The organism is Sorangium sp. So ce1335 (genome assembly GCF_051521615.1).
Taxonomy (GTDB): Bacteria; Myxococcota_A; Polyangia; order Polyangiales; family Polyangiaceae; genus Sorangium.
Window position 1 is genome coordinate 276,836 of the sequence record NZ_CP150363.1, and the last position, 16,771, is coordinate 293,606.

At 67.3% G+C, this 16,771-nt stretch carries 11 protein-coding genes and 1 pseudogene; 7 read left to right on the plus strand and 5 right to left on the minus strand.

Going from position 1 to position 16,771, the window contains the following annotated elements; all coding sequences use genetic code 11:
- Positions 1–259 precede the first annotated feature (259 nt).
- A complete protein-coding gene (locus tag WMF24_RS01005; RefSeq protein WP_437734460.1) occupies positions 260–1,474 on the minus strand; it encodes an FAD-dependent monooxygenase in 1,215 nt (404 codons plus the stop codon).
- A 91-nt stretch (positions 1,475–1,565) separates the two neighbouring features.
- Complete coding sequence (locus WMF24_RS01010) at positions 1,566–2,327, minus strand: helix-turn-helix domain-containing protein (protein ID WP_437734461.1); 762 nt, start codon at positions 2,325–2,327, stop codon at positions 1,566–1,568.
- Positions 2,328–5,351: 3,024 nt separating this feature from the next.
- Between WMF24_RS01010 and WMF24_RS01015 the strand changes: the two genes are divergently transcribed.
- From WMF24_RS01015 to WMF24_RS01040, 6 genes and pseudogenes are all read left to right on the plus strand, one after another.
- Positions 5,352–5,708, plus strand: coding sequence for a hypothetical protein (locus WMF24_RS01015; protein WP_437734462.1), 357 nt, complete (start codon positions 5,352–5,354; stop codon positions 5,706–5,708).
- A 682-nt stretch (positions 5,709–6,390) separates the two neighbouring features.
- Positions 6,391–6,543 (plus strand): annotated as a pseudogene (locus WMF24_RS01020) (GntR family transcriptional regulator); the annotation flags it as partial.
- Positions 6,544–6,602: 59 nt separating this feature from the next.
- Positions 6,603–6,920, plus strand: a complete 318-nt coding sequence (locus tag WMF24_RS01025; RefSeq protein ID WP_437738963.1) for a hypothetical protein — start codon at positions 6,603–6,605, stop codon at positions 6,918–6,920.
- Positions 6,892–7,224 (plus strand): hypothetical protein, encoded by a 333-nt coding sequence (locus WMF24_RS01030; RefSeq protein ID WP_437738964.1) that lies wholly within the window; start codon positions 6,892–6,894, stop codon positions 7,222–7,224. The genes WMF24_RS01025 and WMF24_RS01030 overlap by 29 nt, the downstream gene beginning before the upstream one ends.
- 1,683 nt (positions 7,225–8,907) lie before the next feature.
- The gene (locus WMF24_RS01035; RefSeq protein ID WP_420894953.1) at positions 8,908–9,234 is read left to right on the plus strand and encodes a DUF6968 family protein; all 327 of its coding nucleotides are present in this window, start codon (positions 8,908–8,910) and stop codon (positions 9,232–9,234) included.
- 378 nt (positions 9,235–9,612) lie between these two features.
- A complete protein-coding gene (locus WMF24_RS01040) occupies positions 9,613–10,713 on the plus strand; it encodes a hypothetical protein (RefSeq protein ID WP_437734463.1) in 1,101 nt (366 codons plus the stop codon).
- Positions 10,714–10,911: 198 nt separating this feature from the next.
- On the opposite strand, the gene WMF24_RS01045 is transcribed toward WMF24_RS01040, so the two are convergent.
- The 3 genes from WMF24_RS01045 to WMF24_RS01055 are packed head-to-tail and all read right to left on the minus strand — an operon-like array spanning position 10,912 to position 15,321.
- Complete coding sequence (locus WMF24_RS01045) at positions 10,912–12,450, minus strand: hypothetical protein (protein ID WP_061605869.1); 1,539 nt, start codon at positions 12,448–12,450, stop codon at positions 10,912–10,914.
- Between the two features lie 37 nt (positions 12,451–12,487).
- The gene (locus WMF24_RS01050; RefSeq protein WP_437734464.1) at positions 12,488–14,149 is read right to left on the minus strand and encodes a hypothetical protein; all 1,662 of its coding nucleotides are present in this window, start codon (positions 14,147–14,149) and stop codon (positions 12,488–12,490) included.
- A complete protein-coding gene (locus WMF24_RS01055; protein WP_437734465.1) occupies positions 14,143–15,321 on the minus strand; it encodes a hypothetical protein in 1,179 nt (392 codons plus the stop codon). Before WMF24_RS01055 ends, WMF24_RS01050 begins: the two co-directional genes overlap by 7 nt.
- 227 nt (positions 15,322–15,548) lie before the next feature.
- On the opposite strand from WMF24_RS01055, the gene WMF24_RS01060 reads away from it, so the two are divergent.
- Positions 15,549–16,667: a sigma-70 family RNA polymerase sigma factor gene (locus WMF24_RS01060; RefSeq protein ID WP_437734466.1), complete on the plus strand. Its 1,119-nt coding sequence runs from the start codon at positions 15,549–15,551 to the stop codon at positions 16,665–16,667.
- Positions 16,668–16,771: the final 104 nt, after the last annotated feature.

A 16,771-nucleotide genomic window follows, 5' to 3' on the forward strand; every position in this document is an offset into this window, starting at 1 on the left:
CGGTTTTGACGATCCGTTTCGCCCGGCTCGTGCGTCTGGGGGCGTGAGCGAAGAACGAAAGCAGCCGAGGCCGAGGTTCACGGGGCTCCAGCTCAGCCAGGAGGACCAGCAGGCACTGCGCCGACGCGAGAGGGAGGGCCCGCTCGGCATGCTGGTCGCACGGCGGATCCAGGCCCTCGAGATCCCGCGGTGTCGGCGGGGGCACTGCGATCGGCGTTGTCGCTGGAGGTGGCGACGACCACACGCGAGACAGAGGGACCTACTGCGCGACGATGTCGCGCATCTTCAGCTGGTCATTGATGGTCAGTCGTCGGAGGATCGGGCGCGTGACGGGCGAGCTGGCGAGGCGGACGAACGCCGCGCGCAGGATCCGCTGAGCTCCCCCGGACGGTGTGAAGAGCGCCCTCATTCTCAGCCCGTCGGCCTGCAGGCTCGTGATGAACGGGCGCAGCTTCTCCTCCCACGCGACGAGCGCGCGTCCCACGTCGTCAGGGTACTTCTCCAGCATGTTGCCCAGAAGCTCACTCCCGGCCATGCCGGTCGAAGCGCCCATCCCTGAATACAGCGTCAAGCACCACGCAGCGTCGCCGACCAGCACGACCCGCTCTTTGTGCCAGCGATTCATGCGAACCTGATTGACCGAGTCGAACAGGTACTCGTCTGCGGCCGCGAAACCGTCGAGGAGCTGGCTCAGCACGGGCCCTGCCGGTTCTGGTCCGTAAGCCCTGCGCAGCGACTCGATGGGGGTCCTCCGGAACTGCGCATCGATGTCGTCCACGCGGTAGGAGAAGAGCAGGCCTGGGTTGTGGCCCGCGAAGGGGAATACCCACGCCGACCGCCCGACCTCGGCAAGGACCAGCCCATCATGCAGGTGATAGCCGCGGACGGGTTCGCTCAGGATGGCCGCCCCGATCATGTAATTTAGCGGGTAGAGGAAATCTTCGTGCGGGCCGAAGACGAGCTTCCGGACGGTCGAGCGCATTCCGTCAGCCCCCACCACGAGGTCGAAGTGCTCGGTCACGGTCTCGCCGGTCTTCGTGTGGGTCGTCGTGACATCGACGCCGCGATCTCCTGGATCCATCCCCGTGGGGACTGTCGAGAAGCGGATCTCCACCTGCTCCGGCAGCGCGTTGAACAACGCATTCTCGACGTCGCCGCGCAGCAGCATGCGCGGCTCGCCGGGCACGTCGGCGAAGGTCATGCCCTTGCGACGACGATTGGCCCGGTCGACCTCGTACGTCTTGGTTTGCGGGTGCTTGCGGTTGCCCATGGCCTCGAGCACGCCGAGCCGCCTGGCGGACGCCTGGCCCGTGCCGAAGAGGGCAATGAAGTAGCCGCCTTTGCGGCGCTCGGGGGCCCGCTCGATGATCACGGGCTCCCAGCCGGCCCTGTGCAGCCGCAGCGCCGTGGCGATGCCGGCGATGCCAAGTCCGACGATCAGAACGCGGCGCCCGAGGGATGCTGAAGTCGTCATGATGCTTTGACTCTAGCCATCGACGGCGCACGCCGGCAGAGCGTGGCTTGGGGCGGAGATCGGCCTGGATTGGGGTCGGATGGCGGGGCCTTCAAGCCCCGGGGCGGCGGCGCTGATCGCGAAAGGCCCGGGGGGTCATCCCTTGGGCGCGCCGGAAGGTGCGAATGAAATGGGTGACGTCGGCGTAGCCAACCTGGTCTGCGATGCTCTCGATGCTCGCGTCCGTCTCCAGGAGCCGCCGCCGGGCCTCGGCTACGCGATGCTCGCGCAGCCAGTCCCCCACCGTCAGCCCTGTCTCCCGGCGGATGGCGTTGGCCAGGTGCGAAGGCGTGCGCCCGACCGCCGACGCGACATCCTGAAGCGAGAGGGGCTCCAGACAGTGCGCCTCGATGAACCTGAGCGCATCTTGCACGAGCCCGCTGAGCATGGGCGACGCCAGAGGCGCGCGCTCCGAAAGCTCGCGGATGAGCTCCGTGATCAGGAGGGTGAACAATGCGAGCGCGGCGTTGTCCGCGCCCCACTGGGCCTCTCGCAGCTCGGTATCCATCTCGGCCACCAGGCGCTCGATTCGCTGCCGCCGGGGCTCTCCGGGTCGCAGCCGGAGCAGTCCCCGGAGAAAGAGGCTGCGCACCGGCGCGTCCTTCGCATCGCCTCGGATTCGTGGCCGTCCCGGCAGCCGCTCCGGAGCGCTCAGCAGCGTCGGATCAAAGCCCACGATCCATCCCTCGAGGTCGCCGACATCAAGGGGCTGATGCTCCACGCCCGCGGGGATGAGGTGGATATCTCCGGCATGGAGATTGACCTGCTCCAGATGACGGCCTCGCCCCCTTCCCGCCGTCAGCACGAAGACCATGAAGAAGGTCGAGACGAGCGGCCCGGGCGGCAGCGTGGGCCGCCTTTGTCGTGGGACGCGAACGACACACAAGGGCAAGCCCCCGGCGCCGAACCCGTCCAGCGTGAGAACGCGGGGAGGGGGGTGCTGAGGCGTGCGACGCATGGCCTGCATGCATAGCATACTCCTGGATGCGACGCCTGCGCGTGCTCGGCATGGCCTGAGCGTCAGCAAGCCGATGCGAGCGCTGCTCGGCGCACGTCAGTACGTTTGGCCCCGCAGGCTGTGGAGCGAAAGCGGCCCCCTCGATGCATGAATAAGTTGCTGATACAGCGTCACTTTTCCAGGAGGGATGCAGATCGCGTAAGGTTCTATAGGATGATCACTCCGGAGAGAACGCGCAAAGGAAGGGGAGGGCAGGGACGGCGAACGAGACGGAGGAAGAGCTCCGGATGGCGGTGGCACTGAATAAGTGACTGCGAGGCCTACGTGCCGTCCTAGCAGATAGCGCGGCCGCGGCGTCGAGGTTCTCAAGCACGAACTCGGGGGCGGCCGCGACGCCGAGGAGGACGCCGGCGAGCTCGGGGGTCGTCGAATCCATCGCCGGGCGCGGAGCGGCCGCGAAGGTCGAGGGCCACATCGGGCGCTGATGACTGGACACTGGTGCTCAGTGCCGCGTGCTCGGGTCCGTCGCCGTCCACCCGGCCGAGATCGGCCACGTCGCCGGTGAGGTCCGCGAGCGCGGGCCGGTGCCGCGGCCTAGCTGAGCGCGGAGCGGCCGCGGGGGCGAGGTGGACGTCCGAGCGCTCGGGCTCGGGGTCGTCGGTGGCCACCTGGCTGGGGCACGGAGCGGCCGCGAGGGTAGGGGTACATCGGGCGCTGGTGACTGGCCGTTCGTCGACCAGTTGGTTGACGAACAGCCAGGGGGAGAAGCGTTCCAGCAGCAACGGACGCACTGGCGAAGGACTTCGCATCGTCACAGGCGCTATCCGATACGCCCTATTCCAACCTGTCGCCCGACGATGCGGCGCCAAATCGGCTCAGGTAAGGTGTGCCTTGTGCATCAAATTGGCATACCCATACGTGGTCAGGATCATACGCGGTAGCACCTCCGATAGATACAGGCGGGGCCGCTTGCACGCTCGGCAGCGCCTCGAGGATCTCCTCGCTCCCCGCACGCCATCGAAAGGACCATCTCGTCATCTCGGAAGGTCTCGGGTGATGCGCGTTCCGACGTTCGATGATGCGGCCTCGCGTATGGCGATGCCACTCATTGAGCCGTTTGGCAATGTACAGATCTCCCGTGTGTGGAAACCATGCAGCGAGCTCAGGTCCGGCGTTGAGTGCGTTGGCATACACTTTAACTGGCGAGAGCCATTCTTGCGATAGCTGTCGCAGGAGGAGCTCGTCAAAGAGCGACGGTAATAGCCCATTGCCTGCCCGTCGGGGAAAGAGTCCGGCATGATAACGCCCAAGGTTGGCCAACTGCGGGTGGAACATGCTCCCAGATGCACAGAACCTAGAAAAGGCAACGGGCGAGCGGCGGCACCACAATTTCCAGAGCGTAGCCGCGAAAGTTGTCTCGAGCTTCGACCATTGGACCACGGGCGGCTTGCGTAGCAGAGCATCCGCGACATAGATGGATATAGCCATGCCTGGGCCGGGCCCTTGCGGAAATGTTCCGGCGGTCTCTGGGCTGAGATCAACGACGAACACCGTACGCCCGCGCTCGACTACGGAAGCACAGATTCGACAGAGGCTCATCAGGCCGCCTGGTGTCGGCGGAAGCGCCACGCAGATCGGCGGCCCATCAGAACGCGCAAGCTCTTCATTGAGATCGGTAGACGGCTCTCCCCCCCAGTATCTAACGCGCGCAGCGCGATGACGTTTCGGAACGACTCTTGATGGACCCAGCAGGAGATTGTCATCGTCGGCCACGACCGGGGATGCAATCTTGGCTAGAGCCGCTCCGGCAACCCTGCCAACGGCAACATGTATTGTGCCCTGTATCGGAACATTCATCATCTGAATCCGCACGATCTGCATTTGCATGCTGGCGGGTATTGTGTTTCCTTTTGGCAGGCGTCGCGGCAACTTTCACACGGTGTGTGGCCCCATTTGTCGCAGCCTGGATATCCCGTGATGCACTTGCCGCCGATCTCTTGGCAAGCCACGAACATGTCTGTGCATGTCTTGTCGGGCGTGCACCCTGCCATCTCCCCGGTGGCGCCGCTCCCCACGTCGCCACCGTTCCCGAACCAGTCCCCCGTAGCTGCTGACCCCGGTGGGTATGGTTCTCCGGCCCCTGTGCCTTCCGTCCCCCTAAGATAGCACTCGCCCACGTCGTAGTTGCACGCCCACACCGTGAGACCGAGAGGAATAAGAACAGGGATCGCCTCCCATTTCAGCCTGTGGCGCATGTTCGTGCTCCAAGCTTTTCCAGATGCGTGTGCGGAGGGGCGGCGTCAACTGTGATTCAGGGCATGGATTGCGTCCCTGCGGCTACGGCTTGTCAATCTCGCCCCGGTCCGAAGCCGGGCTCGAGCTGAGCGCAGCGGGTTGCACATCGTCGCGGCCGAGCTCGGCGCGGACCATCGGAGGTCGAGGCGCACGTCGGCGCCGCCTTGAGCCTGCTCGGCGCATTGTGACGCCCGGGGCGGGAGGTCTCGAGCGTGAGCGCGGCGCAGCCCCCACGGCGGGGTGCGGAGGTCGAGGCGGACGGACATCGGCGAGCGCGGCGCGATCTCCGTCCACCTGGTCGAGTTCGGGCGCGTCGCCAGCGACGAGCAGATCGAGCGCGAGCTCGGTGCAGCCCCTCCGCGGCAGGGCGCGGCGGTCGAAGGGGACGCCGACGACGGCTGGCGACGAGGAGCGCGGGCGCGAGCGCTACATAGCCCTTCGCCGCGGCGGTGCGGCCGTCCGGGACGCGTCGACCCCAGAGCATGGGGATATGCTCGCCGAATTTCTCTTTGACGCCCACGTCATGCCCAGAAAGATCGTGCGCGCTCTCATATCGTCTGTCGCGGCTCGGCCAGGGCTCCCACCATGTCCATACGCTTACTCGGCAAGATCGGCTTGCTCTACGTCGGTGCGCTCGTCGTGGTTCCGGCACCGGCCCAAGCACTCGAGTTCAACGGCGGCGTGAGCGTGGGCGGGATCCAGATCGGGACCGAACCCAGGTTTGCCGTGAGCCCCTTCGCCGGATGGCTCTGGCGCAGCGAGGGGGACCTCCGGCTCGAAGTCCGCAACATGCTCAGCATTGTTCCAGGGGCAGGTATCGGGGTCTACGATCGAACGGCGGTCACTCTTGGGTATGCCACCAAGACAACCACCACCAGTCTCGGGCCGTCCCTGGCGATCTACTCGATGCCGGTGTGTGGTGCCGTGATCTGTACCGCGTAGTGGGGGTTGCTCCAGGCGGCCGCGCCCAGTCCGACTGGTACTTCGCCGGGCCCTTGGGCGTGTCCACCAGCGTCCATGTGGACTGGGCGGGCGGCAGTAGTCGCGTTCTCCCTGGAAGTATGGTCGTGACGTTGACCACTGGACCAACTTGGAGATTCGAGGTGAAGTCGAAATGAACAGGTTGGCTATTGTTGATGGTACTTCACTCCGCTCCTCCTTTCGCCTTGACGTCTGAGCTCGCGAACGCGGCGGCCTCGCCGGTGTCTACCTGGAGCGGCCGCGAAGGGCGAGGGAGACGGCGGGCGCTGGTGACGGACACCGGTGCTCAGCGTCGGCGAGCTCGGGGCCGTCGCCGTCTACCGGTTCGAGTTCGGCCACACCGCCGGCGAGGTCCCCGAACGCGCGCCGGTGCCGCGGCCTGGTTGAGCACGCGGGGAGCCGCGGGGTCGAGGTGGACGTCGGCGAGCTCGGGGCCCTCGATGTCCACCTGGTCGAGGGTGGAGCGCCTCCGCCAATCTGGCCGAGCTCGTGCGGCGCCGCCCGGCGAGAGCTCGAGACGAGCTCGCCAACTTCCCCCCGCGGCGGCGCAGGCGCCGGCGGTGAACGCCGGCGATCACGTGGCCGCGATCTTTACCGACCCGACGCGGGACGAGATGATCACCGACATGCCGTGTTCGGCATCGTGCTCGATCGCGCCTCGCGGCGCTCCCTGGCGCTCCAGCTGGCGGACGGGCTGCGCAGAGCGGTCGTCGCCGGCGAGCTCGCGCCCGGCGCCAGGCTCCCACCCTCGCGCCAGCTCGCGGCGGAGCTGGGTATCTCCCGGCGGCTGGTGACGGACGCCTACGAGCAGCTCACCAGCGCGGGCTATTTCGAGACCCGCGCCGGCCACGGGACGTGCGCCGCCGCGCTGCCCGTGCGGGCGCCGCACGCCAGCGTCTCGGGGGCAGCCATCCCGTCCCGCCGCTCGCCTCGCTCGACGCCGAGCGCGTCGTCTACCTGGGGACGTTCTCGAAGTGCCTCGCGCCCTTCGTGCGCGTCGGCTACCTCATCGCCCCGCCCCACCTCGTCGGCCCGATCGAGGACCTGGTGCGGCGCACCAACCTCCGGGGCTCCATCCCGCACCAGCGGACGCTGGCCCGCTTCATCGAGGAGGGCCACCTCGAGCGCCACGTCTTCGTTCGCGATGAAGCGGCGCTACCGCGCGCGGCTTGATGCGATCCTCGCCATCCTGGGGACCCGGTACGGCGATCGGGTCCGCACCGGCGGCGGCGAGACCGGCTTCCACCTGCACGTGCGCTTCGGCGGGCGGCGCTTCGGCCCGCGCTTCGCCGACGCCTGCAGCGCCGAGGGGCTGCGGATCTCGACCGAGGACGAGTTCCGGGCCGAGCCGTCGAGCGATGGCGACGCGCTGGTGATCGGTTATGGCAACGTGGCGGACGAGGAGCTCGACGAGGGTCTCGAGCTGCTGGGAGCCCTCGTCGAGCGGAATGCAGGCCGCGAGAGCCGTTCGCCCTGAGCCCTGCGTCGCCGCGTCTTCGGCGATGCGCCCTGCAAGGGAGAAACGATTCGGAGACGCAGAAATAATCCTGAGTGGTTCCGAATGGTTGGTTACTGTGCCCGGCACCTGCGGCGGCAAGCGCGGGGAGGCCGGGGGAGCTGTATGGGGCCATGGGCGCGCACCCGTGCCGGTGCTGGGGGTCGCGGGTCGTCAAGGGCGAGGCTTCGGATCGCTGCGCCTGGCGCACGCGCTCGGGGCTGTGGTCGTTCACCATAGAGCAGCTCGACGAGGAGGAACTCGGCGCGGCCGCCGTCGAGCACATGGGGCCGGAGCCGATCGGCGCGGCCCCTCTCCGCCGCTCCGGTCGTAGAGGCCGAAGCGCATGCCGGGAGCACGGTGCCGCTGCCATCGTCAAGCGCCATCGTGCGAGGCGCAGCGGATTTCTGGGCGAGGGCCGTTCGCCTGCCAAGTGGTTGACGAACACCCCAGTGGTTGGCCGAATGCGCACCCGCGCGCGCCCGGGACGGTCGATGCCTCCAGTTGAGTCCGACTGGCCGATTTTCTCTTTGACGTCCACGCCACCGGTCCGGAAAATCGTCCGCATCCCCACAGTGTGCGAGGCGATCTGACCCGGGCTTCCGCCATGTCTATCTGCACACACGGCAAGGTCTTCGTGCTCTGCGCTTGTGGGCTCGTCGTTGTCCCGGCGCCGGCACAAGCCATCGAGGTCACCGGAGGCGTGAGTGTGGGTGGGATCCAGATCGGGACCGAGCCAAGACTTGCGGTGAGTCCTTTCGTCGGATGGCTCTGGCGCAGAGAGAAGGATTTCCGCATCGAAGTGCACAACATGCTCAGCATCGTCCCAGGCACACGTGTAGGCGTCTACGATCGAACGGCACTCACTCTTGGTTACGTCACGAAGACAGGCAATGTCAGTCTTGGGCCGTCCCTTTCGTTCTATTCGATGCCCGTGTGCGGGATCATGATCTGTGACCGTGTTATGGGACTTGCTCCAGGTGGCCGCGCACAATCCGACTGGTTCGTTGCTGGGCGTCTGGGCGCGTCCGTAAGCGTCAATGTAGACTGGGCTGGCGGGAGTAGCCTTGTTCTTCCTGATGGCTGGGTCGTGATGGTTACCGCTGGGCCTATTTGGAGGTTTGGTGGGGAGTCAAAATGAACAAGTTGGTGACTGTTCTATGTTTCTGTTTGATGGGATGCAACTTCGATGTCGGAGACTGCTACCTCCGAAGTGAGGGCGAGGGAGGTGTCGGCGGTATCATCATAACCGCGACAGGTGTCGGCGGCTACGGCTTCGGCTCGACGGGGTCCGGAGGCTTCGGGCCCGTACCGCCACTGGAGCCGCAGGACATGGATCCGTCTTCTCCCGTCTGCAACATCGTGACCCAGAGCCCATGCCACGAGAAGTGCCAGGTGGACTACGAGGCTGATTCTGTCGCATGTGGCAAACCTGAGAGCGAAGCGCAGCGAAGGGCATGCGGTGATAGCGCCTATGTGAAGTATCGTAGCTGTCGAGAAAGATGCGAAAACAGCCCTTGTCTGAAGATTTGCGAGGAAAGGGCGGAAGCTTGCGAGGCGGAATGTCGCAAACTCCCTGAGGCGGATAAGCCGGCTCGTCGGAGATGCTGGGAAGCGTGCAATAATGCTTATGCTGAATGCATCAAGAGATGCAAGGACTGATCAATGAGCGCTCATGCGACCACCAGAGCGTTGACGCGCACGCTCCAAATGACACTGGCCGGATCGAGCGACGTTCACGATGTCGTCGTTCGTGTCTGGCTTCCAGAGCGAGATCCAGCTCCGGGTGGGGACTTTCGTGCACTGGTTGAGATTGACGGATTCGATATTCCGTATTCTCGGTATTTTTGCGGCGTCGACGAGTTACAAGCGTTCCTCGCGGGGTGCTGGACTGTGCCGCAAATCCTAACCATGCTCGCCCCAGCCGGGGCCAGTTTGACATGGCTCGGGGAGGGCGACCTCGGGTTCGGGACTTCTTCTGCAATCCCTTGAGGGGGCGCTGACAGTCACGCGAAAGCGGACGAGGCGCCCGTACTTCCAGAACGCCCCTGTACGGGCGTGCCGCCACGTGGTGATCGCACTCGCGCATGAGTGCTCGCTCGTCCTCAGTGTCGTTCCGGTGCAGGCAGACGCATCCGAGCTGAACGCCGGAATTAACTTCGGGTGGCTTCAGGCTGGCACCGGATGGTGAAGGCGAGCCGCCAGCCTCCATGGTCGCTTGGGCTTCCAGGTTCCTGGCGAGTTGACCGTTCGACCGGAGGCCCGGAGCTTCCTCCTAGACGTCGTGGAGATCCGCGCCGCTGTCCGCCTGTTGTAGAGCCCGCTGCTGGATGGATGATGCAGACACATCGGTCCAAGGATGGAGAGTCTATGAAGCACAGCATTGATGAGCTGCTCGATATCGTCTATCGATACTATCCCCGTGGGGTTGGGATGATGGATGACGGCGATATCGACGTCCAGCGATGCATGGAGACCGAAGAGCACGACAGGCTGGTGCGCGCGCGGATCCAGGCATCGAAGAGCGACCGATGGCGCGACCTGCGGCGTCGCATCCGAGACGGATTCCCTGGTAGGTTCATGAACCACTCGCTGCATCTCCCCGCCGGAGGCTGCGACGCCTGTTACTCTTTTTCGATCGACATGCCGGAGTCTACGGGGCGAAAGCTGTGGTTCCATGTGAGCTTTCTGGTCCCGTACTACATCGTCCATAGCGAACGCGCGATCGATATCGTGAAGCGAACGAGGGACTCGTTCTCGGTCAAGTTTCTCGGGTTCCATTTTATCGTTCCGCGCAGCCCGTTCGATCCGCGGTTCGTCGCTCGTCCTGACGATGGACGAAAGTTCGCCATCGTCAGGAGGGAATACGCCACCTTCGATCTGTTGCCCGATGAACAGCCATGCGCGGAGTGGATTTCCGGCGATATCGAAGCGACCTTCGGGTGCGAACGCATGCCGCCGGAGATCGGCACCGTGCTCGTGCCCGATGTGATGCCGGGCCTGCGCCTCCCCGGGGAGGCTAGACTCTACGACTGCCTGTTCACGGACCAGCACAGGTGGGTGGAGCCATCGCCGTCCGATGAGCCGGCACCCGGCGTCCAGATCGAAGCGAGCAACCTGACGCAGTCGCTCATCGCGGTGCTCACGGTGCTCGCGGCGCTCTACTGCATCGTGTGGCCCCTGATGCCAGAGATGCAGAGCGGTTCCTGCTACCGCGTGGTGGAGACGGATGGAGTCCTTCGCAAGGACGAGTTGATCGACGCGCTCGCGAAGATTCGCGTGCTCCTCGACCCGCCGATGACTCCATGGGGCATCGCTGCGAAGCGCGAGTTTGAAGCTGCCACCCGTGAGCTCGAAGCGCTGGTCGCTTCGTGGGACGGTGAAGGCGAGCCGCCGGCCGCCATGGTCGCCTGGGCCTCGAGCTTCCTGGCGAGTTGGCCCGTGAACTCGGAGCCCGTGGCGTCGTCGTAGCACCACTGCTGGAAGTCGCTCCGAACAGCAGAAAAGCCGCCGAGATCGCCAAGAGGAGAGCCGAGGGGGCGATCCCGGCATGTCCCCTCCTACTCCCACGGTTTCTTGGCGTCACGGCGGTTCGTTTCGCTGCCCGCCCTCCTGCAATCGTGGCAGCCGTCGTGGAGTCCGTGCCGCTCTCCCAGGACGTGACTTCGGCTATTCGGGAAACCTAAGCGTCTCGTGGGCCTCGCCGCTCTCCCCCACCGTCGTGCTGCCATCGTAGTTCCAGCTCGTGCCGCCCTGGCCCGGCTGTCCGATCTCGAAGGTGACGCCCTCGAGCGTGAGCTGATCGTCGTCGAGGTAGGCGACGCCGATCGAGTCGCCGCCGCGCCCCGGTCCGCCGTAGCCGCCAGGCCCTCCCTGGCCGCCGCGGCCCCCCATGCAGGCCTGAAAGACGTCTAGCAGGGCGGCGCCCGGTGCGCCTCTGCCGCCTCTGCCGCCCTCCTGGGGCGGCCCGCCGTCGCCGCCCGTGCCGCCGGGACCCGTGATGATCGCGCTGTCGCGCACGGTCAAGCGGGCGTGAAGCGCGACGACGCCGATCGCCGGATGTCCATTCGCTCCCCCGCGGCCCCCTCGGCCACCACAACCGCCGGCCCCGCCCGAGCCTCCTCCCGCGCCTCCGTTGGAGGCCACGCCGCACACGGCGAGTCCGCCGCGACGACCGCCGCCCCCGCCCCCGCCTTGACCCGGCGTGCCCCAACTCCCCTCGGCCCCCGTGTCGCCCTCCCATCCTCTCTCGGTGAGGCGCCCGATGCCCTCGCCGGGGGCGCCCTGTGTTCCCGGAGCCCCGGGGCCCCCGTCGGACCCGTCGTAGCAGCGGACATTCTCCTGCTCCGCCGTACCACCGATGCCCGAGGGCGATGGTTGTCGCTCCGGGACGGGCTCACCGTCGCCTCCATCCTCGGCGCTGTCGGCCAGCCCGTCCCCTCCCTTGCCGCCGATGCTCGTGAGCCCGCTCTCGCACCGGTTCACGGCGGCAGCCCCGCCGGCGACGATGGCCGCCGAGCACGCCTCCGCGGCGAACGTGCCGTCCTGTCCGTCGGGGGGGCTGTAGAAGGGCCACTTCTCGCCATCGCTGCCTCCCCTTCCGCTGAGTACGCGGATCTCGCTCCGCAGGATCTCCACCGCCGTGTTGGACTGAGCGATCACGCCGATCGTGGCTGACGTGTGGAAATCGAGATCGGCGAGCGTCGAGACGCCGTCCGCTGCCCCCTGGTCGTCGGGGCCCGCGGGCTCGATCGTCATCAGGGTATCGTAGAACTGCCTGTAATATAGCGTGGACCGCGGGCGCGTGGAGTCGGGCACCCATTTCCGGCAGTTGAAGCCGCCGAGGATGTCCACGCCAGAAGGCAACGTGATCGGCTCCTCCTCGAAGATGTCGTTGCAGAGGAACACGCGCCCTCGTCCAGCGCGCGCGAGCTCGATGGCACGCGCGACGGTGTACACCGGCTTCGCCTTCGTGCCGGGGTTCCTGTCGTCGCCGCCACCGTAGTTTCCAGCGACGAACACGCCGCAGCCGTCGTCGACGATACGGGCGGCGACGTGCTCGATGCAGACCGACTCCGGGGGCGGCTCGTCATCACACGAGGTGCCCTCGCAAGGCGCGCCAGGGTCGTTCACGTCGGGCACAGTTCCGCAGCCGGTCGCCCACGGTGACAACAGAAGGCACAGCGTAGCAGCAGTGGACTTTCTCATGTGCGTCTCTTGAGGTGTGTCGCCAGCGCAGGGCGGCTCATTGAGGCGGTTCGGGATCTGGCGCATCGAACCTGTACCAGAACAGCGCAGGTCCCGCTTGCCCCCGGCCTGGTGCGTCGTCGGTGACTGCATTGCTAGGACGACCACCCTGGCCAGGTTGTCCGGGCAAGACGATCGCATCCTCCAGAAGGTTCACGGAGGCGCTCATGGAGGCGATGCCGAAGGACGCGCCCCCGAGACCGCCGCCGCCGTCGCCCCCGCGGCCGCCGTTGCCTCCGGCTCCGCCGCTGCACCCACGCCACATATCACCGAGACCCGCGGGGGGCGTGCCACCGGAACCCCCGACAAACCCGCCACCGCCGGGTTGGCCCGTTCCGCCGACGCCGCCATCGCCGCCCTTGCCTCCGAGGACCTCGCTGGCCTTGACCGTCAGGGCGCTCCCTTGCAACGCCATTATCGCGATGCTCGCGCCGCCGTAGTCGCCCCCCTGGCCTCCCTTGCCACCGCAGCCGCCGCTGCCCCCTGATCCTCCGGCCGCACCGCCCTGGGGCCGGCCTGTCGGACATGCGAACGTGAAGCTGCGCGACCTGTTGCCGCCACCCCCGCCGCCGCCTTGGCCGACGCCGCCCCGCTTGCCGTCCTCGCCGCGGACGCCGATCCATCCGTCAAGGCCCAGACGACCAACGCCAACCGCTCCGGCAGCGTGCTCCGCATCGGCGCCGTCTGCTCCGCGGCCCCCGTTTGTGCACGGCATGCCGGACGCGCCGCGGCCAGCCAGACCGCGGTGGTCCGGATTGCCGGCCGGCTCCGGCAGCCCTGGAGCACCATCCCCGCCCGTCTCCATCCCGCCGTCTCCGCCGTACCCGCCCGTCGACTCGATCCCATCGCCGCACGCCGTCACGACAGGAAGGGCGCCCATCGCCACGTCGGCGGTGCAGGCGTCCGCGCCGTCGTTCCCCACCACGCCGGCGTTCGCGCGGAAGCTCGGCGCGTCATCGCCCGGCTTACCCTCCTTGCCTGCGCCCGCGACGACCTTGCTCGACACCAGGTTCGCCTTGGTCCCTTCGCTCAAGATCATCGCGATCGACGACTTGCCATCGCTCGCCGAGGCATCCGCCGCCACGACGCGCACGCCGAAGATCGTCGACGGCCCGTCCTCGTCTTCTCCCGTGATCACCCGCAGCGGGATCCCCACCGGCGGGGCAATGATCGTCGGGTGATCCGGTCCGCCGAACGACCCGTCATACGACCAATCGTCGCCGTGATCGCAGAGGCGCCCGCCCCACAGGTCCACCCCCGAGGGCAGCGCGATCTCCTCCTCGAACAACCCGCCGCACGCGTACACGCGCCGGGTCGGCAACTCGCCGTGGCTTCGCCCGTGCGCGGCGAGCCCGATCGCGTGCTGCAACGTCCTCACGGGCGCGCCCTTCGTTCCGGCGCTGTTGTCGTCGCCCTCCTCGCTGACGAACACCCCGCACTTGTCGAGCGCTGGCGCTGTGCCGGGCTCTCCCGCGCACGGGTCGGGCGTGTGCTCCGGATCCGGAGCACACGCCATCTTTGCCGAGCAATCATCGGGATACGCCGCGCAAGCTGTCAGCGTGCTAGCTCCCCACACGCAGAGAGCGAGAGCGGCGACCGACGTCACGGCGCTTCGGCCCGCCAGCGAACCCGTTCTCTCGGCCCCCCGCGCGCTCACCATACCCCCTGGATTCGCGCGCCGATTTCGCTCCCATTCGCCACGGGTGAGACATCGACATGGTCCTGAGCCGGCGTGAATCGCAGGAAGGAGAAGTCCGTGAGGAACGACGCGGCGGTCACGGCACCGACGACACCGCCGGTGATCACCGCGGCCAGACCGGCGCGACCGTGCATGTTGCGCGCGTCCAGCAGGCGCGCCAGCTCGCCACACGGCGAGTCCCGAGGCGCTTGCCAGCACATCGACGCGCTCGATGACGGCTCACTTTGGAGCCGAGCTCGCCGGGCGCTCAGATCGTCGTCGAGCTTGCCCGCCCGGACCATGAGGATGGTGCCCACCGTCACGCCAGCCGTCGTGACGGCGATCCCCGTGATGCGCAGCGTCCCCGGCCAGGAGGCCCGCGGGCTGGGAGTCTGCGCGCGCGCAGCGGGCAACGTGCGCAAGGGGGGCGGCGTCGCTGGTGCGGTGTCCTGGGCGCTGCTCGCCTCGTGGGCGCTGCTCGCCACCGCAAGGGGGAGCAGCTCCAGCGTCATCTCGTGCTCCGCGCCCACCACGCTGCGGAAACTCTGAAACGCCTCCGTGCGGCCCGGTGCGTGAGCCCGCACCATGACGTGCTTGCCCGGCTCGAAGAAGAGCGTGTAGGTCCGCGCGGTCCTCCCGATGCGCTCGCCGCCGATGAGCACCTCGGCGTCGGGCGGATCGACCGAGAGCACGAGCGTGGCGACGCGCTTCACTGCCTCGCGCTGGCCTGCCTCGAATCGCCGCTCGAGCGCGTCCGGGAGCGCTTCGCGCTGTTCGAGGCTCTTGGCAAGGTGCTCGGCCGCATCGCGATACTTGTGCAACGCGACCTCGCAGAGGCCGAGCTCGCCGGCGATCTCCGCCCGCTCCCGCTCGGTGCTGGTCGTCGGGTCTGCGGCCTCGAAAGCAGCCTTGTAGGCAGCGTATGCGTCCATCCACCGCCCGGCATGGCGCGCTCTCTGACCACGGCGAACATGGTCTTTGACCGATGCGCTGTCGCGCCGTCTTGCCTGTGGGGCGGAGATCGGCGGAGCAGGCAGACTTCGTGAAGCCTGTTGCGCCTTCGGGGGGCCATCCTTGGCGCTGGCCGAGGTCGGGAAGCCCGTTGCGACCCCGAGCAGGAGAGAAATCGAGAGCGAATGCGCAATGCAACGCATCCGGCGACGGTACTTCCGCCGGCCGTTCGGCGTCAACCGGCGGGGGCCGCGACAAGTCGGCCGTTTGGGTGAGAATCGGCGGCCGTATGACGCAACAAGCTCGGCCGTCCTGATAAGACCGCTTCAGTGTAGTCAAATGTGGCATTTGGCGCGCTCTATCCGACCAAAAATCGCTCGTTGCTTCTTTTCTCTGAAGCGTTTGGGTTGGCTCAAGTGTGCTGCTTACCGTGGACAAGCCAGCGAGCGTCTCCCCCGGCTTCGAGCTCTTCCGACGCCTCGCCCGGCGCCACGGTGTGCCGGCGCGAAACGCCGAGGATGTGGCCCAGGACGCGCTGCTGCGGGGCCTGGAGGCCGACAAGCGGCTCGACCCGGGGGCAGACCCAGCCCCGTACCGCGTCACGATCGCCATCAACCAGGCGCGCAATCACGTCCGTGACGCACACCGCCGCGGCGAGGTGCTGACATCGTTCGATGGGTGCGAGATCCAAGATGAGTGCCCCACGCCGGAAGAACTGCTCCGGAGACGGCAGCGGGAAGAGATCACGCGGCAGCTTCTGGACCGACTCGATCCCAAGTACCGAGATGTTCTGATCAAGCACGACCTCCAAGGGGTTCCACTCGCCGAGATCGCGGCCGAGCAGGGACTTCCGCTGGACACGGTGAGAACGCGACACTGGCGGGCGCACAAGGCGCTCAGGGTGCAGCGGGAGCGGTGGCAGCAGCAGCAGCGCTCTCGGGGATGGGACGACAGCGCCTGCGTGCCGCTTGCACTGGGCTTCCGCCGTCGCGTGTCGTGGGTGGCCTTGCTGCGCCGTCTGGGCGTGAGGATCCTTGTCCAGGGCGGGCTCGTCGTGCTGACCGGCGCGCTCGTCTCCTCGGCGGCATCGTTGCCCGACCCGGAATCGTGGCTCGGGGCGGCTGCGGTCCCTGCCACCCCGCACGCTGCCCAGGAGGCTGCCGCGTTCCCTGCGCGAGACGGCGCGCCCAGCGCCTCGGCGCCCACCGGCGGAGAACGCGCGCACAGCGCGGCGCCACTGGCCGCGACGATCGCGCGCGAGATCTCGTCGTCGACGGAGCAAGGAAGCGCGCGCGCGCAGGTGGTGGCGAGCAGCAGGCCCGCTCCCTCGACGACGACCGAGCGCCGGCCCGCGTCTTCGGTGAGCGCCGTTCGACCGACCCGCAGCGAGCGCGAGATGAGCCTGATCACCCAGGCTCGGAGGGCCGTCGAGGCCCGCAACGCCACGGCGAATGTCGAGGCTCTCCGGCTGCTGAACACCCACGCGCGGGAGTTCCCCCGTGGGCGGCTTGTCGCCGAGCGCGAAGCGCTCCTCCGGCAGCTTCGCTGAATCCTCGGCCGTCCTTCGGCAGCTAGCAGGCGGTGACCCTGGTGACGTCTTCGGACGGCATAAGGCGAAGATCCGCCTTGTGCCCCGACAAGAACGCTCACGTC

Excerpts from the sequence above, each read along its gene's own strand:
- WMF24_RS01010 (WP_437734461.1), bottom strand. The coding sequence starts at position 2,327 with ATGGTCTTCGTGCTGACGGCGGGAAGGGGGCGAGGCCGTCATCTGGAG.
- WMF24_RS01040 (WP_437734463.1), top strand. The coding sequence starts at position 9,613 with ATGAAGCACAGCATTGATGAGCTGCTCGATATCGTCTATCGATACTAT.
- WMF24_RS01015 (WP_437734462.1), top strand. The coding sequence starts at position 5,352 with ATGTCCATACGCTTACTCGGCAAGATCGGCTTGCTCTACGTCGGTGCG.
- WMF24_RS01055 (WP_437734465.1), bottom strand. The coding sequence starts at position 15,321 with ATGCGTTGCATTGCGCATTCGCTCTCGATTTCTCTCCTGCTCGGGGTC.
- WMF24_RS01005 (WP_437734460.1), bottom strand. The coding sequence starts at position 1,474 with ATGACGACTTCAGCATCCCTCGGGCGCCGCGTTCTGATCGTCGGACTT.
- WMF24_RS01030 (WP_437738964.1), top strand. The coding sequence starts at position 6,892 with ATGAAGCGGCGCTACCGCGCGCGGCTTGATGCGATCCTCGCCATCCTG.
- WMF24_RS01045 (WP_061605869.1), bottom strand. The coding sequence starts at position 12,450 with ATGAGAAAGTCCACTGCTGCTACGCTGTGCCTTCTGTTGTCACCGTGG.
- WMF24_RS01050 (WP_437734464.1), bottom strand. The coding sequence starts at position 14,149 with ATGGTGAGCGCGCGGGGGGCCGAGAGAACGGGTTCGCTGGCGGGCCGA.
- WMF24_RS01035 (WP_420894953.1), top strand. The coding sequence starts at position 8,908 with ATGAGCGCTCATGCGACCACCAGAGCGTTGACGCGCACGCTCCAAATG.